The sequence below is a fragment of the Streptomyces sp. NBC_01450 genome, from assembly GCF_036227505.1.
Taxonomy (GTDB): Bacteria; Actinomycetota; Actinomycetes; order Streptomycetales; family Streptomycetaceae; genus Streptomyces.
On sequence record NZ_CP109480.1, the window covers coordinates 10,258,849 to 10,280,128 of the forward strand.

Below are 21,280 nucleotides of genomic sequence, written 5' to 3' on the forward strand. Positions count from 1 at the left end.
CCGGTATCAGGATCGAGAGGGAGTGGAGGAATCCACCGGCATGCGCGCAGGAGGTGCGGACCATGCTTCGACACGTCGCCGCGGGGATCGACGGTTCTCCCGAAGGCCTGGCCGCCGCGCACTGGGCGGCCAGGGAAGCCGTGCGCCGAGGTACGGCGCTGCGCCTGGTGCATGCCTGGGACTGGCAGCCGCGGCCGGCTCCGACCGTGCCCGCGGACATGTCGCAGCGGTCCTGGGCCGAGGACATGCTGACCCAGGCATCGGACAGCGTGCGCGCCGCGCACAGCGGCCTGCGGGTCATCACCCACTCGGCCGCCGACGCACCGGTCGGGGCCCTGCTCGCGGCGGCCGAAGAGGCCGATCTGCTGGTCCTCGGCTCCCGTGGGATCAGCGGCGTCGCGGGGTTCCTGACCGGGTCGGTGTCACAACGAGTGGTCGCCAGGTCACCGCGCCCCGTGGTGCTGGTGCGGGCGGGGGAGTGCACCGCCGACGAGCACTTCTCGGCGGTGGACGGAATCTCCCCCGAGGAGATACCCGAGACCCCGTACCGCGATGTCGTGGTCGGCCTCGACACGGACCGGCCCTGCGACGAACTCATCGGGTTCGCCTTCGACGCCGCCCGACGCCGTGCCGCCCCGCTCCGCGTGGTCCATGCCTTCAGCGCGCCGCCCGCCTACGCGGCGGTGGACAGGCTCGGCCCGGTGAACGGCCCCGCGCTGCTCGCCGAGCACGAGCGCGCCGTGACCGCGGCGCTGCGCCCCTGGTCCGAGAAGTTCCCCGAGGTCGCCGTGACCGAGACCGTCGCCGAAGGCCGTGCGGCCGGCGAGCTGATCCACGCCTCGGCCGGCGCGGCCCTCCTCGTGGTGGGCCGACGGGTGCGGGAGACCGGGCTCGGCACCCACCTCGGCTCCGTCGCACACGCCGTACTGCACCACGCGCCCTGCCCCGTCGCGGTCGTCCCGCATGTCTGAACCGCCTCGGAGGATGTGAGCGACGACCAGATACGTGTACGACTCCGAGGGCGGCCCCCGCGCGGTCGTTGTGCCTCACGTGGTCTTGCGCCGCCACTGCGGTCCGACCTGGTCCCACTCACGCCCCCACTGGTCGTAGCGCCGCTGGTCGAGCCGCCACTGCGTGAGGCGCCCGGCGGCGAAGGCCAGGCCGCCGAAGGCGACCGCGGCCGCGGTACCGAGACAGGCCGCCTCGGCGGCCGCCGCGGACGCGGTCGGCGGCTGCGTGGTGGGCTGCTCCTTGCTGTTCAGCCAGACGACGACCTTCGAGCCGGCCCGGTGGCCGTAGTCCACCAGGGCCCGGCCGGTATGGGTCGAGCCGTCCGTCGCCGTCCAACGGACCGTCGCCCGGACGCGGTCGTAGGGCGTCCCCGCCTCGATGCCCACCCCCGACGTCGGCGCGGTGGTCGCCACAACGACCGCCCGGACCGCGTGCCGCTCGTGCCGAAGCCGCGCGAAGGACGCGTCGGCGGCATGGGCCGTCAACAGGCCGGTCAGGGTGCCGCCGATCGCGATGACCAGCCAGACGACCAGCACGATCCAGGCCTCGACGACGTCGTCGTGCCGTCGCAGGGGGTTGCTCCGCCACCGCCAGAGCAGCTGCCTCACACGCTTGGTCCCGCGCATCCGACCGCACCTCCTCCTCATCGTCGTCCTGGACTGGACGGTGCCGCCGGGAAACGCGCGGCGGCAGGGGCCGACCAGACGGCATCACGGCCCCGCCCGGTCCCGCAATGGGGACCGATCGGCCCAAGCGGGCGACAGTCGTCGCGCTCAGGCTGGACATACAAGGCCAACCCGTGCGTGAGGAGGCCGCGCAGCGGCGTCCCACCGCCCTCGGAGCCGTTGAGGCCGACGAGGAGGGGTGGTGGCGCGGATGGGGGCGCTCGCAGACCGTCGTCCCCCGCCACCGGTGTCCGCCAGGCCCAGAAAGGGGTCGTCATGAAAGCACTCGTGTTCCACGGTTCCGGAGAGTCCGCGTGGGAGGACGTCGCGGACCCCGGTATCCAGGATGCCACCGACGCGATCGTCCGCGTCGACGCCGTCACGATCTGCGGAACCGACCTGCACATCCTCAAGGGCGACGTACCGGAGGTGCGCCCCGGAACGGTGCTCGGACACGAGGCCGTCGGGGAGGTCGTCGAAGCGGGCGGTGACGTCCGCTCGGTCCGCCCCGGTGATCGTGTCCTGGTCTCGTGCATCACGGCGTGCGGCCGCTGCCGCTACTGCCGGGAAGGCACGTACGGGCAGTGCCGCGGGGGCGGGGGCTGGATCCTCGGCCATTTGATCAACGGCACACAGGCCGAGTACGTCCGCGTCCCGTATGCCGATCTGTCGACGTATCCGCTGCCCGGGGCGGTGGACAGCAAGGACGCCGTGCTGTTGGCCGACGTCTTCCCCACGGCCTATGAGGTGGGCGTGCTGAACGGGCGGGTACTGCCCGCGGACACCGTCGTCGTGGTCGGAGCGGGGCCCATCGGGCTCGCCGCGATCGCCACGGCACGGCTCTACACCCCTCAGAGGATCATCGCCGTGGATCCGGCCCCGGCCAGGCTCGATGCCGCCAAGCGCTTCGGCGCCGACGCGGTGGCCTCGGCGGGGGAGGAGGCGGAGCAGTTGGTCGCCGACCTCACCGAGGGGCTGGGGGCCGACGTGGCCATCGAGGCGGTGGGGGTGCCGGCGAGCTTCGAGGCGTGTACGCGCATGGTGCGGCCCGGCGGACACGTGGCCAACGTCGGCGTGCACGGCAAGCCCGCGACACTCCGGCTCGAAGACCTGTGGACCAAGAACGTGACGATCACCACCGGCCTGGTCGACACGTACTCCACGCCCACCCTGCTGCGCATGATGGCCGCCGGGCAGCTCCCCACGTCCTACCTGGTCACCCACATCTTCCCGCTGGACGCGATGGAGGAGGCGTACGAGATCTTCGCGCGGGCCGCGGACACCGGCGCGCTCAAGGTCGTCCTGGGCGAGCCGCAGCACGACGCCCTGACGGTCAGGACGCCTTGAACGGGAGGAAGTGAACGGCCATGTGCGAACAGACACCGCCGAACGCCGCGCCCACCGCCGCGGACAGCGCACGGGGCGACATCGGGCGTCGGATCGCTCAGCGACGCGAGGAAATGGGACTGACCCGGGAGGAGACGGCTTCCCGGGCGGGCACTGCTCCGGGCTACGTCCGCTACCTGGAGGAGCAGTCCACCGCGATGCCCGGGACCGCCGTCCTCATCCGGCTCGCGGACGTGTTGGGCACGAGCGTGGCGGCCCTGCGCGGAGGCGACGCCGATCTGCCGGCCGGCATCGGCCGGGCCGCCGGCCACCCCGAGCTGGTCGAACTGGGTGCCGAGGAGTGCCGTACCCGGCTCTCCAGGCACGGCGTCGGCAGGATCGCGATGGACACCCCCGACGGACCGACCATCGTCCCCCTGAACTACACCGTGATCGACGGTGCGGTCCTGTTCAGGACGGCACCTGACGCCGTGCCCGCCACAGCCGTCGGGGCGCACGTCGCCTTCGAGGTCGACCACATCGACGAGGCACTCAGCCAAGGGTGGAGCGTGCTCATCCGTGGCTTCGCCCGGGCCGTGACGGACCCCGACGCCGTACGGCGGCTGACGGAGCTCGCGTACAGCGGTCCATGGGCGGGTGGCGAGCGCGACGTATGGGTGCGCCTCGAGCCCGCCGAGATCACCGGGCGCCGGATCGCGGTGCGGTGACCTGATGGGCCGGTCGCGGGCACCGAAGGGCGGCCGCTCCCAGGCCGCCCCGGACCGAAAGGCGCCACCACCCCCGTGAAAGTCGAACCCGGTGATGAATCCCAACGACGGCTTCCGTGAACTCGACCGCCAGGAGTGCCTGCGTCTGCTGGAGCGGACACCGATCGGCCGCGTCGTCCACACGCGCCATGCCCTGCCCGCCGTCCTGCCGGTCAACTTCTGCCTGGACATCGACTCCGCGGTACTGATGCGTACGTCCGCCGACTCGGAACTGGCCGCCGCGGTCGACGGCGTGGTGATCGCCTTCGAGGCGGACGAGGTGGATGCGGCGGCGCACTCCGGCTGGAGTGTCGTGGTCACCGGCCGCGCGGCGGTGGTGACCGATCCCGTCGAGCACGGCCGGCTGACCCGGACCGGACCGCGCTCATGGGTGGCATCGCCCAAGGAGGTCTTCATCCGCATCGAGCCCGAGTTGGTGACCGGCCGCCAACTCGTCGGAGGGCACACGGTCTACGGCGTCGACCTCTCCTCCTGAGCGGCTCCGCCGCCCGCACCGGTGCGCCGGACATCACTTGAGGCCGATGTGGGCACCGGGTCCGAGGGGTAGATCGAATCCGTAGAAGATCCCCAGGATCGCCAACCACACCACCAGGAACGGCACGACGAAGATGGCGAGCCGGGAGATGAGCGTGCCGAGCCTGGCCTCCGGCTCGTACTGGCGCAGCATCGCCAGGATGAGGAAGAGATAGGGGTTCATCGGTGTGATGGCGCCCGTCGCGGAGTCGCCGATGCGGAAGGCGGCCTGGCTGAGGGCGGGGCTCATGCCCATCAGCATGAACGCCGGGATGAACACGGGCCCGACCAGGGACCACAGGGCCGAGCCGGAGACGACGAAGAGGTTGAGGCAGGACGCCAGCAGGACGAAGGCGAGGATCGCCCAGAAGCCGGTCACGCCGACGGAGTCGAAGAGCGCGGCGGCCTTCACGGCCAGCAGCACTCCGAGGTTCGACCAGTTGAAGAGCGCGATGACCTGGGCGGCGACGAACATCATCACGATGTAGCCGGACATGTTCTTCACCGAGTCGGTCACGGCCGTGACCACGTCCTCGGTGCCGGTGAGCGTCTTGACCGTGAACCCGTAGGTCAGTCCCGCCAGCAGGAACGCGCCGAACAGGACCGGGACGACGCCGCTGAGCAGCGGTGAGGGCACGAACGCCCCGCCCTCACCGCGCAGCGGCGCGCCCGGCGGCAGCCACAGGGCGAGGACCGCACCCAGATACAGAACGACGACGATGCCGGTGGCCAGCAGTCCCCGGCGCTGTACCGGGGTGAGGGCGAGTTCCTCCTGCCGGTCCTCTCCCACGACCGGCTGGTCCGTGTCCTGGTAGGGGCTGAGACGCGGTTCCAGGACGCGGCTGATGAGGAATCCGCCGAGGAGGGCGAGCACGATGCTGGTCGAGGCGGTGAAGAAGTAGTTGATGAGCAGATGGATGTGGAGCCCCTGGGCGGCCGGGAGTACCGAGGCGGCCTGCTGGGTGATGCCGACGTAGAGGGCGTCGAGCGAGCCGACGGTGAATCCGGCGGCGTAGCCCGCGGTGACGCACGCGAAGGCGCCGATGAGACCGGCGACGGGATGGCGTCCGGCGCTCTTGAACACCAGGGCCGCCAAGGGCGGCAGGACGATGGCGCCCACGTCGCTCATCATGTGCGCCTGGCTGGCGATGAGCGCCACCGCGTACGGGAGCACGGCACGCGGCACCCGGGCGAGGGTGGCCCGCATCGCGGTCTCCAGCAGGCCGGTCTTCTCCGCGAGTCCGACCACCATGATCAGGACCAGCACGGCACCGATCGGCGGGAACGTCGCGAAGTTGGGGATCAGGTTCTCCACCAGCCAGCGCAGCCCCTCACCGGTGAACAGCCCGGTGACCGGCTTGGTGTCATGGGTGCCGGGGACGGCGACGGAGACGTCGCCGAGGGCGAGGGCGGTGGAGACCAGGCCCAGGAGGACGAAGAGCCCGGCGAACAGGACGATCGGGTTGGGCAGGGCGTTGCCCGCCCGCTCGATCAGGGAGAGCATCCGGTCGAGGCCGGCGGGCCGCTCGGCGTCCGGGGACTTGCTGTCCGGGGTGGGGAGGCCGGTCACTGCGGACATCAGAGCCGCCTTCCTGTCGGAGCCGCCCGCAGCAGGTCCTTGCGGACGATGCCGTCCTGGATGACGCAGACGACGTTGGCGGGATCACCGAGGATGACGATGTCCTTGAGCGGATCGCCGTCGCAGACGATGAGGTCCGCGGTGCGGCCTGCGGTGAGCGTGCCGAACCGGTCGGCGACGCCGAGGAGTTCGGCGGAGGTGCGGGTGCCGGCGACGATGGCCGCCATGGGGTCCATGCCCAGATCCACCAAATAGCTCAGTTCCATCAGGTTCACGCCGTGCGGGCCGACGGCGGCGTCGGTGCCGAGCGCGATGCGGGCACCGTACTCGATGGCGCGGGCGATGTTCTCCTTGGTGATGCCGGACCAGCGGATCTTCTTCTGGTAGTGGTAGTCCGGCATCGTGGCCTTGTTGATGCCCGCGTACACGGTGGACAGCGTGGGCACGACGAAGACGCCGCGCTCGCCCGCCAGGTCCAGGGCCCGCTCGTCGATGCCGTAGCCGTGCTCGATGCTGGTGACACCTCCGCGGAGGGCGTTGAGGATCCCGGCGTTGCCCTGGGCGTGTGCGGCGACCGGCTTGCCGCCGTGGCGGCGCGCCTCGTCGACGACGGCACGGATCTCCTCCTCCAGCAGGCCCTCGTCGTCGGGCTGGTCGTAGGGGCTGCCCATGCCACCCGTGGCGCAGATCTTCACCACGTCGGCGCCCTCGCGCAGCACTCGGCGCACCGCGAGGCGGGCCTCGTCGGCGGTGTCCGCGATCTCCGACATGCCCGCGCTCAGGTCGGTGCCGTCCGGGAGGCGCACATCGGCGTGACCGCCGGTGTGGCTGATGACGCGGACGGCCGTGTGCAGCCGCGGACCTACGATCCGGCCGGTCTCGACGGCCGTGCGATAGCCCGCGGACAGACCGGCCAGGTCACGGGCGTGGGTGATCCCGGCGTCGAGGGTCTGCCGCATCCGGGTGGCCGTGTCCAGGGTGACCAGGACCGGGTCGAGCTCGGCACGGCGCCCGGGGTGCGCCCCGTGCGCGTAGGCGAGGTGCACGTGGCAGTCGAAGAAGCCGGGCAGTACGCTGCGGCCACCGGCGTCGACGGTCCGTACCGAGGCGGGGTCCTCCGGCACCTCCGGCGCCGTGGCGGCGGGTCCCGCGTAGACGATGGTTCCGTCGGGGTCGGCGACGACGACGGCGTTGTCCACGGGCGCTGCCCCCGTGCCGTCGATGAGCCGGGCGTTGTGGACACGCAGAGCGGTCCTGGTGATCTCTTGTGTTCGGGCATCCGTCATGGCGGGCGGAATCACTCCTCCGATATCAAGGACAGGCGAAGGGAGTGTGGAATGCGCAAGAAAACTCCGTGTGACGGTGCAGATTTCGGCTTCGAATCCCCTGGGACGCGCAGGAACGCGCCGCCCGGGGGAGTGCAGGAATTTGCCACGCCGGGACTGGACGAACTCGACCGCGCCGTCGTGCACGCGCTGCAGATTCGGCCCCGAGCCTCATGGACGCTGATCGGCGATGTGCTCGGCGTCGATCCGGTGACCGCCGCGCGGCGCTGGCAGCGGCTGACCGAGGCGGGACTTGCCTGGGTGACGGCCTACCCGCGGCTGTCCGACTCCCGGATCGTGGTGAGCGCGATCGTCGAGGTCGACACGGAGCCGGGCGCCGCGGAGCAGGTGGCCCAGGCTCTCGCGGCGGACGCGGCGGTGGTGAACGTCAAGCTCATGGCCGGCGGACGGGACCTGGTGGCCGCGGTCCAGGTCCGGGACCTGAACGAGCTGGCACGCCTCAACACCCTTCTGTTCCAGGGAACTCCCGGGGTACGGACCACCCGTACGCATGTGTCCACGGGCGTGTCCACCGAGGGCAGCCGGTGGCGACTGCGCAGTCTGGATGCCGCCCAGTGCGCGCGGATCGAGGCGGCCACGACCTTGGACACCCCGACCGTGGGGGCGGGGGAGACAGAGTGGGACGCCCTCGACGCGCGTCTGGTGGAACTCCTGAGCACCGACGGTCGTATGTCCCTGAGCAGGCTGGCGACCGTGGCCGACGCGGGCGTGACGACGGTGCGCCGCAGGCTCCAGTCGCTCCTGCTGTCAGGCGTGAGCCTGCGCTGCGACCTGGCCCGGCCGCTGTCCGGGTGGCCCCTGTCCGCGGTGTACTTCGCCTCCGTACCGGGTCGGTACCTGGAGGAGACGAGCCGGGTACTGGCCGGCGTACGGGTGGTCCGGTCGTGTGCGATCACGGCGGGGCCGAACAACCTGGTGATCGATGTCTGGCTGCGCGAACTGGCCGACGTGCATTCCTTTGAGGCCCATCTGTCACGGCAGTTGCCCCGTCTGACCATCGGCGACCGGTCGGTGGTGCTGCGCACGGTCAAGCACATGGGCCGACTGCTGGGCGAGGACGGCCACTGCGTCGGCGTGGTCCCGCTGCGTCTGCCCTAGGTCCTGTCGTCCGAACTGCCGGTCCTCGCGCACCACTGACCGGATCGTTCCGGTGTCGGCCTGGATCAGGCCTGCGGATCCGGTATCGGCCCAGGCCAGAATGGGGGACATGAACCGAGCGCTGATCGTGATCGATGTCCAGGAATCCTTCCGAGCCCGCCCGCTGTGGGAGCAGATCGCCAATCCGAAGATCGCGGAACCCGTCAACCGTCTGGTGCGACTCGCCCGCGCCAACGACGACATGGTCGTCTGGGTCCTCCACACCGAGCCCGGCAGTGGCGGGGTCTTCGACCCGGCCCAGGGGCACGTCCGACTGCTGGACGAACTGGAGCAGCCGCAGTCGGGTGAGCCGGTTCTGTACAAGACCTCCCACAACGCCTTCACCACCACCAATCTGCAACAACTGCTCACCGAGGCGGGCGTGCGCGAACTGACCGTCTGCGGCATCCGCACCGAGCAGTGCGTGGAAACCACGACCCGGGTGGGAAGCGACCTCGGATACCGCATGGTCTTCGTCACCGACGCCACCACCACCAATCCGATCGGCGACCTCGGCGCCGACGCGATCATCGAGCGTACGGAGGCCGTCCTGCGTGACCGGTTCGCCCGGATCTCCACGGTGGCCGAACGAGAGGCGGAGCTGGGAGCATCCGAGGCGTGAGCCATGTCGTCTTCGTCCTCGTGCCCGGCGTCCACCTGCTCGACCTCGCCGGACCGGCCCAGGTCTTCGGCACGGCGGGGGACTTCGGACAGCCCTACCGGCTGAGCTATGTCGCCGATCAGGAGCAGGTGCTCAGCGCCCAGGGCCTGCCGCTGGCCGCGCACACCCAGTGGCCGGAGCTGAGCGACGACGACCTTGTCGTGGTGCCGGGCTGGAGGGCGCCCACCCTGCGCGGCGGGCCGGAGCTGAGCCAGTCCACGCTCGAGCGGCTACGAGCCCACCACACCGTCGGGGGCACCGTCGCCAGCGTGTGCGCCGGGGCCGAGGCGCTCGGCCTGGCGGGGCTGCTGGACGGGCGCAGGTGCACCACGCACCATCACCTTCAGGACGAGCTGGCGGCCCGGCACCCCCGGGCGATCGTGGTGCGGGATGTGCTGTTCACCACCGACGACCGGGTGGTGACGTCGGCCGGTATCGCCAGCGGCATCGACCTGGCGCTGCACCTGCTGGCCGTCCGCCACGGCCCGGCACTCGCTGCCCAGGTGGCGCGGGACATGGTCGTCTACGCGCGCCGCAACGGCCACGAGCCACAGGCCAGCGCCATGTTGCGGCACCGGTCCCACCTGGACGACACCGTTCACCGCGCTCAGGACCTCATCGACGCGCGCTTCGCCGAACCGCTGCCGCTGGCCCATGTGGCCGCCAGCGTCGGCGTCAGTGAACGCACCCTGACCCGGATGTTCCACCGTGCTACAGGCGGCCTGACGCCGCTGCGCTACCAGCAGACCCTGAGACTGGAGCGCGCGGAGCACCTGATCGGTCACGGCACGACGGTGGAAACCGCGGCTCGTGAGGTGGGCTTCCAGGACGTTCGGATGCTGCGCCGGCTGCGTTCCCGAGCGCCTTCCGGGACGACGGGGTGAGCCTTCCCGGCAGTCATGTGATCCGTTCCACGGGTGGGTGGTTCACGGGCGGGCAAGAGGTGACCCAGCGGGCCGGGTCCCCGTCGGTGGAGTGGCGCAGACGGGGCGCGAGTTGAGCTTCCCAGCACGCGCTTCCCACGCGGCGTCATCGACCAGGGGTGAGCGGGACCGCTCCCGCTCGGTGAGGACGCTCATGACGAGGTGCCGTCGGCCGTCGCGTCGGCCGTCGGACCGGGATCGGATGCGGACGGTTTCGCGCGGACCACGGCTTGATCGCCCCGTGGTCCGAAGAGGTGCAGGATCTCCACGGCGCTCGTGTTCGCCGGACCGAACCAGTGCGGTTGCCTGGTGTCGAACTCGGCGACCTCGCCCGGGTGGAGTGTGCATTCCTGTTCCCCGAGGACGAGGCGCAGCTCGCCCGCGAGGACGTAGAGCCACTCGTAGCCGTCGTGGGTCACCAACGCCGGTTCGCGGGGAGCCAGTACCTGCTTGAACACCTGTACCCGACCCGGGTACTGCGTCAGGGGTACAAGAACGCTGCCGTGGCCTTTGCGCAGGGGCTTGAGGTGCACCCGAGGGTCACCGGTGGCCGGCGCGGCCACCAGTTGGTCGAGTGCGACCCGGTGCGTACGTGCGAGCGGGATGAGCAGTTCCAGGGTCGGGCGTCGTTTGCCCGACTCGAGACGCGACAGGGTACTCACCGACATTCCGGTCGTCGCCGCGAGCGCCTCCAGTGTGAGCCCGCGGTCCCGGCGCAGCGTGCGCAGCCGGGGGCCGATGCCGTCGATTATCTGTTCTAGTTCCGCGTCCATGGAGTCCAGTTTGCGGTCTTCGCAAATCTGGTGGGCGGCGGGTGTCCTCCGGCCCGAGCCTTGCCGGGCAGCCGCTTCCGGACGTGAGAGGTACACAGTGACCGCGACCACCCATCCCATCAAGCCACTTGACCCCGTTCAGCCCGTTCTGAGCGCACGCAGACGCTGGACGGTGCTGGCCGTCTGCTGTCTGAGCATGTTCCTGGTGGGCCTGGACACCACCATCGTCAATGTCGGACTGCCGGCGATCGGGCACGGTCTGGGTATCGGGACCCGCAGCCTCGAATGGACCGTCGACGCGTACACCCTGGTCCTGGCCAGTCTCCTGATCTCCTCCGGCGCGCTGGCGGACCGCTTCGGACGCCGGCGGGTGTTCCAGTTCGGACTGGTCGTGTTCGGTGCGGCCTCGCTGCTCTGCGCGATCGCCCCTTCGGCGGGTGTGCTGATCGCGGCCCGTGCCGTCCAGGGAGTCGGCGCCTCGATGCTCAGTCCCGTGGCTCTGGCGATCGTGGTGAACGCGATGCCCGACCCGAGGGAGCGCGCACAGGCGATCGGTGTCTGGGCGTCCGTCTTCGGGCTCAGCATGGCCGCCGGTCCCGTCACGGGCGGCGCTCTCATCGCGGGCTTCGGTTGGCGGTCGGTGTTCTGGATCAACGCACCGGTCATCGTGGCCGCCCTCGTGCTCACCGCGGTGTTCGTGCCGGAGTCCCGGGCACCGCGGGCGCAGCGGCTCGACCTCCCCGGCCAGGCCCTTCTGGTCGTGGTCATCGGCGTCTCGGTGGGCGTCCTCATCGAGGGACCGCGCATCGGCTGGACGTCGCTTCCGGCGCTGGCCGCCTACGCGAGCGCCGCCGTGGCCGCGATCGGATTCGCGTGGGTCGAGTCCCACCGGAGCGAGCCGCTGATGGATCTACGGCTCTACCGGCATCCGGTCTTCAGCAGCGCCGTCCTCGGCGCGGTGGCGGTCTTCGTCGCCCTCAACGTGACGTTCCTGCTCAATACCTTCTACCTGCAGCACGCTCGGGGGTGGACACCACTGGCCGCCGGGGTGGCGACCTTGCCCATGGCCTTCGGAGCGACCGTCTGCGCACCCCTGTCCGGCCGCCTGGTCGGTCGTGTCGGACCGCGGTTGCCGCTTGTCCTGGCGGGCGGCTTCATCACGGTGGGCGGACTCTGTCTGGTCGGGCTCGACCAGCACACGAACGTGCTCCTGCTCTTGGTGGCCTACTTGCTGATCGGCGTCGGGTTCGGTTTCGCCAACGCTCCGATCACCAACACCGCGGTGAGCGGACTGCCTGCCGGCCGTGCCGGCGTGGCCGGAGCGATCACGTCCACCGCACGCCAGCTCGGCTCCGCGCTCGGGACAGCCATCGCCGGGGGCCTGGTCGCGGGTACCGCGCCGGCGGGACTCGCGCACGCGTCCCGCCCGGGCTGGATCCTGGTCGCCACCTGCGGACTCTTCCTCCTCCTCGTGGCCCACGCGGCACGGCCGAAGAAGGACGAGGTGCGCCCCGCCTCTCCGCAACCGCGGCGAGCCGATATCTATGCTCGTGAAGTGAGAAAATGGCGGAAGGCGTAACGAGGCTTCCTGTCCGGACAGACAAGCGGAGTTATTCACGGCACATGATCGATCGCGACGTGCTACTGTTGATCGCAGTTGCAGTTGTGGTTCCCGAAATCTTGCAAGTGTCCTCACCGGCTTCATCTGTCGGTGGAGCTCTTTTTCGGCTCCGGTGATTTTTCCGGCGGGATAATCATCACGGCGACGCGGAGTCCGCACATCGCGAAACTCCGAACACCGTCCCGAAGGAGATTTGACATGGCTGCTGGCACCGTGAAGTGGTTCAACGCGGAAAAGGGCTTCGGCTTCATCGAGCAGGACGGTGGCGGCGCGGACGTCTTCGCCCACTACTCGAACATCGCGGCCCAGGGCTTCCGTGAGCTGTCGGAGGGCCAGAAGGTGACCTTCGACATCGCGCAGGGCCAGAAGGGCCCGACGGCTGAGAACATCGTTCCCGCCTGACGCTGACACGTACTTCGCAGCTGGGGCCCGCACCTTGGGGTGCGGGCCCCAGCTCGCCGCTTTTCGGGGAGCGGTCTCTTCGTCAGGGCCGTGGTGATGTCACCCGCGGCATGATTCAGAGGGGGCAAGGCCCCCTCGGGAATGCTCCACCGAATCCCTCGGGACTCCACCCAAGACTCCGGCCGCAGATCCGTCAGGGCCTCCCCTCGTGGAATGCCCCGCCTTGTTTTCGGGATCGCGCTGCTGTTTTCGGCGGCGTATTCCGAGAATATTCGCTGCTGATCCGACCTGATCCGACCTGATCCAGTCCGATCCGATCCGGCTCCGCATTATTTTCGGCTCGTTCTTGCGATTCTCTGCGCTGCTCATTCGCTGCGGGAATTCCTTGATACGCGCCACATCAAGGAAGGTTCCACATGAACCGCACGCGTACAAACGATCGCTTCGCCCGCACCCGCACCGGAAGTTCTGGTTCCCAAAGGGGCGGCGGCCACTTCGGGGGCGCACCCTCCAGTCGCTCCGGCGCGCCCCGCCGGCCGAAGGGTTATGGACGTCAACAGACCGCCGTGCAAGGCGAGTTCGCGCCGCCGACGACGATCACACCCGCGCTGCCCGCCGTCGAGGCGTTCGCCGATCTCGGGCTGCCGGCACCGTTGCTGGCCGAGCTCGGCCGCGCAGGCGTGACCGTACCGTTCCCGATCCAGGCGGCGACCCTGCCGAACTCCGTCGCGGGCCGCGACGTACTCGGCCGTGGCCGCACCGGTTCCGGCAAGACCCTCGCCTTCGGTCTCGCCATGCTGGCCCGTACGGCCGGTCGGCGCGCCGAGCCGCGACAGCCGCTGGCCCTGGTCCTCGTACCCACCCGGGAGCTGGCCCAGCAGGTCACCGACGCGCTCACCCCGTACGCCCGATCCGTGAGAGTGCGGCTGGCCACGGTGGTCGGCGGGATGTCGATCGGCCGACAGGCCAGTGCGCTGCGCGGCGGCGCCGAGGTCGTCGTAGCGACGCCGGGGCGGCTCAAGGACCTCATCGACCGTGGCGAATGCCGCCTGGGCCAGGTCGACATCACCGTCCTCGACGAGGCCGACCAGATGGCCGACATGGGTTTCATGCCCCAGGTCACCGCGCTGCTCGACCAGGTGCGTCCCGAGGGGCAGCGGATGCTGTTCTCGGCCACCCTGGACCGCAATGTCGACCTGCTCGTCCGCCGCTACCTGACCGACCCGGTCGTCCACTCCGTCGACCCCTCCGCGGGTGCGGTCACGACCATGGAGCACCACGTACTCCACGTGCACGGCGCGGACAAGCAGCGGACGACCACCGAGATCGCCGCACGTGAGGGCCGGGTGATCATGTTCCTGGACACCAAGCACGCGGTGGACCGTCTCACCGAGCATCTGCTGAACAGCGGCGTCCGCGCCGCGGCCCTGCACGGCGGGAAGTCCCAGCCGCAGCGCACCCGGACGCTGGCCCAGTTCAAGACGGGGCATGTGACGGTGCTCGTGGCGACCAATGTCGCGGCGCGCGGGATCCACGTCGACAACCTCGACCTGGTCGTGAACGTGGATCCGCCCACCGACCCCAAGGACTATCTGCACCGTGGCGGCCGCACGGCCCGCGCCGGCGAGTCCGGCAGCGTCGTCACCCTGGTGACGCCCAATCAGCGACGCGATATGAGCCGACTGATGGCTGCCGCCAGGATCACTCCCCAGACCACCCAAGTGCGCTCGGGTGAAGCGGAGTTGAGCCGCATCACCGGTGCCCAGGCTCCCTCGGGCATCGCGGTCACCATCACCGCGCCGGTCGTGGAACGTCCTCGGCGCGGGTCCGGTTCCCCGTCCCGGGGCCGCCGCGGCGGCACCGCCCAGGGCCGATCCAACGGCGAGGCGGCACGCCGCGCACCGCGGAGGTCGTCCGGCTCCGAAGCGGCTGCCTAGTGCGTCGTAGGGCGTCGTGATCGGAAACCCCACCCGTCCATTCAGGAGGCACTCTTTGACACTGGCTCAGACGCGGCGACGCCCCATCGATCCCGCGCCCACGAACGTGGCCGACGTCCTGGACGCATCCGGACCGCGGGTCGGTGACGACATGACCGTCGAGGTGGCCTTGTTCCTGATGGCCAGTGCCCGTGTCGGGTACCTGCTCCTGTGCGATCAGGACGACCACTGCACAGGTTCGGTCACGCGGGCCCAACTCGCCTCGGTCCGCGACAACCCCGCGTACACGGACCGGATCCGGGTACGGGACGTCCTCGAACAGGGCCGCGGCCCGTGCGCCCCCGCCCTCTCCCGCTGATCCGCCTCACCCGATCGGCATCGGCCCCGTTCCTCCCTCTTCCTTCCCTGCGAGGCATCATGCGCTGCGTCATCGCCCGGTTTCCCTTCGACCTTTCCAAGAGCGGGGTGCTTGCCTCCATGAAGGGCGTCAAGCCCGAGCCCGTCACGGGTGAGTCCGTGCTCATCGGCCGTCGCCACTACCCCGTCAAGCAAGTGGGCGAAGTCATCACCAGGCAGGACCGCCGTGACTTCACCAGCGGGGAAGTCACCCGGGCCATGACACGCCTCGGTTTCACCTGCCGAGGCGCCCACGAGCCCGCACCCGCCACGCGCGTCCTGACGCCGTTGCAGACCGCGTCGGCGCTGCTCGGCAGCTCCATGCCGGTGGAACCGTGAGAACCGGCGGAAGCCGATGGAGGACTGGCGGAAGCTGACGCCAGGACAGTGACGAGGGCCCTGCCGACATACGCCGGCAGGGCCCTCCTCACTGGTCGGAGTAACTGAAGTCGCCCACCGTCCAGGCACTGACGTCCTTGATCGCGACGCGATACATCCCGCCCGTCTCGGGAATCCCGACGCTGCCCTGCAGGATCCGGGCGAGGTGGAAGTGCAGATGCGTGGGGGACCCGCCATGCTCGGGTCGGCCCACTGTCCGGTCGGCGGAGAAGACGTCGGAGAAGGGGCCGAGTCGGTCCGAGTCCTTCAGGACGTCCGAGACGCGCTCCCTCCACACGGCTTCGGGAGCCAGCCGCCCTGTGATGACGGCGCCGCCGGCCACCACGGTCAATGACATCTGATTGCTCTGCTCGGACTCCACCAGGGCGCAGAGATCCACGAGCAGCTCGTCAGGGTTCGACATGAGAGCCGATTCTATTCGGTGCGCGATCCGGGCGCCGAAGTCGGCCGATCGCCGCGCCCACGCCGTCACCTGCCCAGAAGCTCCACAGGACAGAGCATATCTATGCCTCGGGACACCAAAAATCTACGTTTGACAGAGTAGACATTGGGCGGTTGCGTGATTAGTGTTTCTCTAGTAGTGCAGAAGTCCGCAGGTCGGCGTGACTGTGGAGTCTCGAAGCCAAGTTGTCAGCGGGACGGTGACGAGACCGACGGCCGCACCGGCCTGGCAAGTGAGTTGATTCAGAGGAAGAACGGAAGGAGCAGGCGCCATCAGGATCGCCCGGCCGACGAGCACGAGGTCGGGTGCCGCAAGACCCCGGAATGGAAGGTGGTCCCCGGTCACGCATCCGCGACCCCGCATTCCCGCCCCCTCACCGGGGCCAGGTAGCGGAAACAAGAGGTCGGCAGAGCAGTAGAGCCGGCAGATGGTGTTCAATTTCCTTCGGGGCCCTGGTGCCGTACGGCATCGGGGCCCCTCGACGCGTTGCACAACGAGGTGAAATGACAGCAGATACTCCACTGAGTGGTCGCCTGGACGACGACGACTACCCCGCGTACACGATGGGCCGGGCCGCCGAGATGCTCGGCACCACTCCCGGCTTCCTCCGAGCCATCGGCGAAGCCCGTCTGATCACTCCGCTCCGCTCGGAGGGCGGGCACCGGAGGTACTCCCGCTACCAGCTCCGGATCGCCGCTCGAGCCCGCGAACTCGTCGACAGGGGGACCCCGGTCGAGGCTGCTTGCCGCATTGTCATCCTCGAGGACCAACTCGAGGAAGCGCAGCGCATCAACGCCGAGTACCGCCGCGCCGCGAGCGAGGCGTCCGGCACTTCCCGTTCCGGCTGAGCGCGTACGACCCCACCACGCATGCCTCCAGGGGACCGCGGCCGCGCTCCGCGGCGGGCCGCACCGTGCAACGGAGTCGACGCGCCGTACCCTGTCCTCCCGTGGGGGAGGGCGGGGACGTGATCCGTGGGTGTCGATTCGCCCCATCCGCGGCGTGGTGGTCGCAGCTTCACCTCGGTGACGATTCCGGTGCGGGGGCGCGGGTGAGAACCACGCCCAGCAGGGACGACTCGGGGACGTAACCGAAGTGGCGGGAGTCCTGTGTGCGGGCGGCGTCACCTCGGACGATCAGGGAACCGGACGGCACCAGTCCGCCGTCCGGGGCTCCGACGACGTCGCGTACGTCGGTTGGCACGGGATCGCCGGGCAGCGCGGAGACCCGCTTGACCAGCCAGGCCAGGGCGTCGCCGCCGTCGCCGAACGGGAGGGGGTTGCGGAAGACCACCGCGTCGCCGCGCCGTACGCGTGTGGTGCGCCGCACCAGCAGCCGGTCGCCGTCGGCGAAGGTCGGGGCCATGCTCGATCCGGTGACCCTGATGAGGGCGACGCGTGAACGCAGTACGCGTACGGAGAGGAGCAGCAGCCCCGCGCCCGCCGCCAGCGCCAGCGTGGTCCGTCCGGCCCCCGTCATGTGACCGCCTTCCGGTGCGGGCGGCTCATGTGGCCGCCTCCGTGGTCCTGCGCCGGTCGCCGCGCTCGGCGTAGCCCGCCGCCTGGAGGCCGAACAGCCGGGCGTAGTGCCCGCCGCCCAGGGCCATCAGCTCGTCGTGGGAGCCGAGTTCGGCGATCCGGCCGTCGACCAGTACGGCGATGGCGTCCGCCTCGCGCAGGGCGCCGAGCCGGTGCGAGACCAGCAGCGCGGTCCGGTCGCGGCGGTGACGACTGAGCGTGCGGTGCACCTCGTGCTCGGCCTCCGGGTCCAGACCCGAGCTGGGCTCGTCCAGGATCAGCAGATCGGCGTCGCCGCGCATCAACGAGCGGGCCAGTGCGACCCGTTGCCACTGCCCGCCGGAGAGGGTGACCCCAACGGTGCCGTCCTCCTCGTCGAGGTGGACGCGGCTGAGCTGGGTCTCGTACCCGTCGGGGAGTTTGCGCAGGGTCGTGTCGATGCCGGCGAGTCTCGCGCTGTCGCGGATGCGCTCCAGGTCCTCGCGGTACGGCAGATCGCCGATGCCGACGTTCTCGGCCGCGGAGAGGTCGTACGTCATGTAGTCCTGGAACGTCACGCCGATCCGGCGGCGCAGCTCGGCCACGTCCATGGTCCGGATGTCGGTGCCGTCCCAGAGGACCGTGCCGCGTTCGGGGTCGTAGAACCGGCAGAGCAGCTTGATGAGGGTGCTCTTGCCGGCGCCGTTGCGGCCCACCAGGCCCATCGCGGTCCCCGCCGGGACGGTCAGGTTCACCCCGCGCAGCACCCAGGGGCCGGACGTGTCGTAGCGGAACCAGACGTCGCGCAGTTCGATTCGCCCGGTGAGCGCCGGTACCGGGGCCTCGCCCCGGGTCAGGTCGTCGGGGGTGTCGAGCAGGTCGAGATAGTGGCCGAAGAGCCGGACACCCTCCGCGGCCGCCCCGGCCTGCAGCACGATCCCGGTGAACGCCCCCTGCACTCCCGCGGCGGCGGCTATGAACAACGTCACATCGCCGACCGTGAATCTGCCGCGGGCCGCGCCCGCGACCACGATGACCGTACCGAGCCCGGCGACCAGGGCGTTGAGCGCGGCGAAGCCCGACTGCACCAGGGCGCCACGCCGGGCCACCGCGAGCTCGGCCTCGGTGGCGTCGCTCAGCGCGCGGACCAGCCGGCCGTGCAGGAAGCCGCCGAGGCCGAACAGCCGGATCTCCTTGGCGGCGCGGGGGTCGGTCAGCAGCGAGCGGTAGAAGAGGTGTCGGCGCAGCCGGGCCGAGGTCAACTCCCAGACCGCCACCTGGCGGCGGGCCAGCGACAACCGGGCCAGCAGTGCGGCGGCGCCGACAAGGAACAAAAGGCTCACCATCGGGGGCCAGACGGCGAGCAGGGCGCCCGTGAAGCCGCTCAGCGCGGCCACCGAACGCACGGCCTCCTGCGTGAACATGGTGATGTTGTGCGGTGCGTCCTCCGAGGCCTGCTGGGCGAGCCGCAGCCGGTCGTGGAAGGCGGGGTCCTCGAACCGCCGCAGTCCGCGGAACTCGTCGACCTTGGCGAACAGGGTCCTTTCGACTTCGACGACGAGCCGTCTGCACACCAACTCATCCAAGTAGGCGGCCAGTTGCAGAAGGACGGCGGAGAGCGCCCCGAGTGCGGCCGTGGCGATGCCGAGTTTGACGGCGTGCCCCGCGTCGGCGTGGGCACCGCGGCCGAGTTCGTCGAAGAGCAGCTTGGCGAGCCAGGCGGCGGCGGCCGGAGTCACCCCGACTCCCACGGTCACCCCGAACAGCAGCGAGGCGCCGACGGGCGTGCCGCGGAACTGGAGGGCTACCGCCGCCCACGCGGCGCGGGCCCGCAGCCGGTTCCCCGGAGGCGAAGCCGCCTCCGGGGAACCGGCAGGTGGGTCGGAGTGCGTCATCAGCACGTGTTGCTGCGCTTGGTGCACACACCGTTACAGGCGAATCGGTACTGGTGTCCGCCCTTGCAATAGCAGAGCTGACCCACCTCGGGGATGCAGGCCCCCGCAGGCTGCTCGTCGAGTACGAGCCGCAGCAGCCGGTCGCCCATCGTGCCGATCATTCGCCTCATGACTACCTCCTGGTCGTGCGACGTGATGTGTCGGGATGGGATGGCGGCTGGGTCAGCAGGTGCCGTCCTTCACACAGGGGCCGTTGCAGCTGAAGACGTACCGGACATGGTTCGTGCACTTGCAGAAAGTGCCGTGCTCCGGGACACAGGCGCCGGCCCGGTCCTCCTTCAGCAGCATGCCCAGCAGTCTGTCGCCCATCGTGCCGATCACACGGGTCATCACGGACCTCCCTCGTAGGGTGAAGACCGGACCAGGGGTAAGGTCCGGCCGGTGCAGAAGTTATGTTGCGAGGCCAATTGAGCGCAAGGGTGCGGAAGTTGACGGATTGCTTCCAGTTTCACCTGTGGAGATGTGGGCGGAAAGGGGCCACTGTTGCTCATGTCGACTTGGGGCTACATTGCCTCTGATCCACTCGTCCCGGGAGGTGAGAGCTGCTCGTGGCCTACGCCCTACTTGCCGTCAGACTCCTCGTCGGCATCGTGTTCGCGGCATCCGCGACCGGAAAACTACGAGGCGCCGCGGCCTTCCGCGGCTTCGAGGACTCCGCCCGTTCCATGGGCGTCCCGGCCCGCCTGAGCCGCCCCGTGGCAGTGGCCGTCGTCGCGGGGGAGTGCGCCGCGGTGGTGCTGCTCACCCTGGGACCCGGCGGCGCGCCCGGGTTCGTCCTGACACTGCTGCTGCTCGCCGCGTTCACCGCCGGAATCCTCCGTACGCTCCGCACCGGAACCAAGGCGTCCTGCGCCTGCTTCGGCGCTTCCACCGTGCCGATCGGCTGCCGCCACGTGATCCGCAACGGCGTGCTGCTCGTCCTCGCCGCGTTCGGCCTGGCCGCCGCGCTGGCGGGAACACCGGCGCCGACCCAGGCGGCGGGCGTGCTCATCGCGGCATTCGGTGCGCTGGTGGGCGCTCTGCTCGTGATCTTCACGGACGAGTTGGGCACGTTGTTCGACGACGGCGCCCCACGCCCCTCGGGACGCGTCCGCCGATCCGCCCCGTAGGCGACAACCATCCTGATGTCCCACGTGGTCGAAGTTCCCGCACCACCGTGGCGGCCATCGCGACGCACAAGCCGCAGCCGCCGCACCACGGCGCGCGGCACACGCCCGAGCCGCCGCGCCTTCGCACCCCGCGATTCCGAAGGGCGGAAACCCCGCCCCACGATGACACGAGACCCCGGAGTCACCCATGCCCTTTCTGGTCACCGCCGTCGTCCTCATCGCCTTGCTCTGTCTGCTGAACCTGCTGCTCACCTTCGGCGTCATCCGCAAACTCCGCGCCCAGGCCGGCGAGAAGTCCGACAGGGTGGTGGACGGCCTGATCATCCCGGCCGGCTCCGCCGTCCCCGGCTTCTCCGCCGTCACCACCGCCGGTGAGCGGATCACCCGCCAAAGCCTCGGCGAGACCATGCTCGGCTTCTTCTCGCCCAACTGCCGTGCCTGCAAGGAGCGGCTGCCGCTCTTCGTGGAGCAGGCCCGCACCACCGCCCGCGAGACCGGTCGCAGCGTCCTCGCCGTCGTGCACGGCACCGAGGAGGAGGCACGCGAGCAGGTGACGGCGCTGTCCGAGGTCGCCCACGTCGTGGTCGAGCCCGGCGACGGGCCGCTCGGCGAAGCCTTCGACATCACCGGGTACCCGGTCTTCGGCCTGATCACCGTGGACGGCACCCTCAGCGCCACCGCCTTCGACCCGGGCCGCCTGCCGGCGCCCTCCAAGGCCGCGGTCTGACGCGGGACAGCGCCCCGTCGCCTCGGCGCGGCCCGGACCACCCACCACCCCCCTCCGCTCACGCACGCACCCCG

At 70.2% G+C, this 21,280-nt stretch carries 24 protein-coding genes; 15 read left to right on the top strand and 9 right to left on the bottom strand.

Annotated elements, in window-relative coordinates; translation table 11 throughout:
* The first annotated feature begins 62 nt into the window (after nt 1-62).
* Nucleotides 63-971 carry a universal stress protein gene (locus OG568_RS45725; protein ID WP_329535862.1) on the top strand — a complete coding sequence of 303 codons (909 nt, stop codon included), beginning with the start codon at nt 63-65 and terminating at the stop codon, nt 969-971.
* A 75-nt stretch (nt 972-1,046) separates the two neighbouring features.
* Here the strand turns inward: OG568_RS45725 and OG568_RS45730 are convergent, their stop codons facing one another.
* The gene (locus OG568_RS45730; RefSeq protein WP_329535863.1) at nt 1,047-1,637 is read right to left on the bottom strand and encodes an Rv1733c family protein; all 591 of its coding nucleotides are present in this window, start codon (nt 1,635-1,637) and stop codon (nt 1,047-1,049) included.
* A 315-nt stretch (nt 1,638-1,952) separates the two neighbouring features.
* On the opposite strand from OG568_RS45730, the gene OG568_RS45735 reads away from it, so the two are divergent.
* The 3 genes from OG568_RS45735 (at nt 1,953) to OG568_RS45745 (ending at nt 4,265) form a co-directional block, all read left to right on the top strand.
* A complete protein-coding gene (locus tag OG568_RS45735) occupies nt 1,953-3,023 on the top strand; it encodes a zinc-dependent alcohol dehydrogenase family protein (RefSeq protein WP_266579333.1) in 1,071 nt (356 codons plus the stop codon).
* Nucleotides 3,024-3,043: 20 nt separating this feature from the next.
* Entirely contained in the window at nt 3,044-3,730 is a 687-nt protein-coding gene (locus OG568_RS45740; RefSeq protein WP_266579331.1) for a helix-turn-helix domain-containing protein, read from the top strand.
* A 94-nt stretch (nt 3,731-3,824) separates the two neighbouring features.
* The gene (locus tag OG568_RS45745; protein ID WP_266579329.1) at nt 3,825-4,265 is read left to right on the top strand and encodes a pyridoxamine 5'-phosphate oxidase family protein; all 441 of its coding nucleotides are present in this window, start codon (nt 3,825-3,827) and stop codon (nt 4,263-4,265) included.
* Nucleotides 4,266-4,298: 33 nt separating this feature from the next.
* Here OG568_RS45745 and OG568_RS45750 read toward each other — a convergent pair whose 3' ends face one another.
* Both OG568_RS45750 and OG568_RS45755 read right to left on the bottom strand, forming a co-directional pair.
* Nucleotides 4,299-5,882: an AbgT family transporter gene (locus tag OG568_RS45750; RefSeq protein WP_329535864.1), complete on the bottom strand. Its 1,584-nt coding sequence runs from the start codon at nt 5,880-5,882 to the stop codon at nt 4,299-4,301.
* Nucleotides 5,882-7,168 (bottom strand): metal-dependent hydrolase family protein, encoded by a 1,287-nt coding sequence (locus OG568_RS45755; RefSeq protein WP_329535865.1) that lies wholly within the window; start codon nt 7,166-7,168, stop codon nt 5,882-5,884. Before OG568_RS45755 ends, OG568_RS45750 begins: the two co-directional genes overlap by 1 nt.
* A 132-nt stretch (nt 7,169-7,300) precedes the next feature.
* Here OG568_RS45755 and OG568_RS45760 point away from each other — a divergent pair, with 132 nt between their 5' ends.
* From OG568_RS45760 to OG568_RS45770, 3 genes are all read left to right on the top strand, one after another.
* On the top strand, nt 7,301-8,326 hold the full coding sequence (locus tag OG568_RS45760; RefSeq protein ID WP_329535866.1) for an Lrp/AsnC family transcriptional regulator: 1,026 nt from the start codon (nt 7,301-7,303) through the stop codon (nt 8,324-8,326).
* A 109-nt stretch (nt 8,327-8,435) separates the two neighbouring features.
* The gene (locus OG568_RS45765; protein ID WP_329535867.1) at nt 8,436-8,987 is read left to right on the top strand and encodes a cysteine hydrolase family protein; all 552 of its coding nucleotides are present in this window, start codon (nt 8,436-8,438) and stop codon (nt 8,985-8,987) included.
* Nucleotides 8,984-9,910 carry a GlxA family transcriptional regulator gene (locus OG568_RS45770; protein WP_329535868.1) on the top strand — a complete coding sequence of 309 codons (927 nt, stop codon included), beginning with the start codon at nt 8,984-8,986 and terminating at the stop codon, nt 9,908-9,910. Before OG568_RS45765 ends, OG568_RS45770 begins: the two co-directional genes overlap by 4 nt.
* Before the next feature lie 191 nt (nt 9,911-10,101).
* Here the strand turns inward: OG568_RS45770 and OG568_RS45775 are convergent, their stop codons facing one another.
* A complete protein-coding gene (locus OG568_RS45775; RefSeq protein ID WP_329535869.1) occupies nt 10,102-10,722 on the bottom strand; it encodes a helix-turn-helix domain-containing protein in 621 nt (206 codons plus the stop codon).
* A gap of 97 nt (nt 10,723-10,819) precedes the next feature.
* Between OG568_RS45775 and OG568_RS45780 the strand changes: the two genes are divergently transcribed.
* The 5 genes from OG568_RS45780 (at nt 10,820) to OG568_RS45800 (ending at nt 15,417) form a co-directional block, all read left to right on the top strand.
* Nucleotides 10,820-12,301, top strand: coding sequence for an MFS transporter (locus OG568_RS45780; protein WP_329535870.1), 1,482 nt, complete (start codon nt 10,820-10,822; stop codon nt 12,299-12,301).
* Between the two features lie 240 nt (nt 12,302-12,541).
* Complete coding sequence (locus OG568_RS45785) at nt 12,542-12,745, top strand: cold-shock protein (RefSeq protein WP_030872951.1); 204 nt, start codon at nt 12,542-12,544, stop codon at nt 12,743-12,745.
* 416 nt (nt 12,746-13,161) lie between these two features.
* A complete protein-coding gene (locus OG568_RS45790; RefSeq protein WP_329535871.1) occupies nt 13,162-14,682 on the top strand; it encodes a DEAD/DEAH box helicase in 1,521 nt (506 codons plus the stop codon).
* A 55-nt stretch (nt 14,683-14,737) separates the two neighbouring features.
* Entirely contained in the window at nt 14,738-15,040 is a 303-nt protein-coding gene (locus OG568_RS45795; protein WP_329535872.1) for a CBS domain-containing protein, read from the top strand.
* A gap of 59 nt (nt 15,041-15,099) precedes the next feature.
* Nucleotides 15,100-15,417: an SCO5918 family protein gene (locus OG568_RS45800; protein WP_329535873.1), complete on the top strand. Its 318-nt coding sequence runs from the start codon at nt 15,100-15,102 to the stop codon at nt 15,415-15,417.
* An 88-nt stretch (nt 15,418-15,505) separates the two neighbouring features.
* On the opposite strand, the gene OG568_RS45805 is transcribed toward OG568_RS45800, so the two are convergent.
* On the bottom strand, nt 15,506-15,880 hold the full coding sequence (locus tag OG568_RS45805; RefSeq protein ID WP_329535874.1) for a hypothetical protein: 375 nt from the start codon (nt 15,878-15,880) through the stop codon (nt 15,506-15,508).
* Between the two features lie 542 nt (nt 15,881-16,422).
* Between OG568_RS45805 and OG568_RS45810 the strand changes: the two genes are divergently transcribed.
* Nucleotides 16,423-16,767, top strand: coding sequence for a helix-turn-helix domain-containing protein (locus OG568_RS45810; RefSeq protein ID WP_329535875.1), 345 nt, complete (start codon nt 16,423-16,425; stop codon nt 16,765-16,767).
* 169 nt (nt 16,768-16,936) lie between these two features.
* Here the strand turns inward: OG568_RS45810 and OG568_RS45815 are convergent, their stop codons facing one another.
* From OG568_RS45815 to OG568_RS45830, 4 genes are read right to left on the bottom strand one after another with little or no spacing between them, the layout of a single operon-like run.
* Nucleotides 16,937-17,398: a S26 family signal peptidase gene (locus OG568_RS45815; RefSeq protein ID WP_329535876.1), complete on the bottom strand. Its 462-nt coding sequence runs from the start codon at nt 17,396-17,398 to the stop codon at nt 16,937-16,939.
* Nucleotides 17,399-17,423: 25 nt separating this feature from the next.
* On the bottom strand, nt 17,424-19,310 hold the full coding sequence (locus tag OG568_RS45820) for an ABC transporter ATP-binding protein (RefSeq protein WP_329535877.1): 1,887 nt from the start codon (nt 19,308-19,310) through the stop codon (nt 17,424-17,426).
* Nucleotides 19,310-19,480 carry a hypothetical protein gene (locus tag OG568_RS45825; RefSeq protein WP_329535878.1) on the bottom strand — a complete coding sequence of 57 codons (171 nt, stop codon included), beginning with the start codon at nt 19,478-19,480 and terminating at the stop codon, nt 19,310-19,312. The genes OG568_RS45820 and OG568_RS45825 overlap by 1 nt, the downstream gene beginning before the upstream one ends.
* Nucleotides 19,481-19,532: 52 nt before the next feature.
* The gene (locus OG568_RS45830; protein ID WP_329535879.1) at nt 19,533-19,700 is read right to left on the bottom strand and encodes a hypothetical protein; all 168 of its coding nucleotides are present in this window, start codon (nt 19,698-19,700) and stop codon (nt 19,533-19,535) included.
* A 218-nt stretch (nt 19,701-19,918) separates the two neighbouring features.
* On the opposite strand from OG568_RS45830, the gene OG568_RS45835 reads away from it, so the two are divergent.
* On the top strand, nt 19,919-20,479 hold the full coding sequence (locus OG568_RS45835; RefSeq protein WP_329535880.1) for a MauE/DoxX family redox-associated membrane protein: 561 nt from the start codon (nt 19,919-19,921) through the stop codon (nt 20,477-20,479).
* A gap of 187 nt (nt 20,480-20,666) precedes the next feature.
* Nucleotides 20,667-21,206: a hypothetical protein gene (locus tag OG568_RS45840; RefSeq protein ID WP_329535881.1), complete on the top strand. Its 540-nt coding sequence runs from the start codon at nt 20,667-20,669 to the stop codon at nt 21,204-21,206.
* The last annotated feature ends 74 nt before the right edge of the window (nt 21,207-21,280 follow it).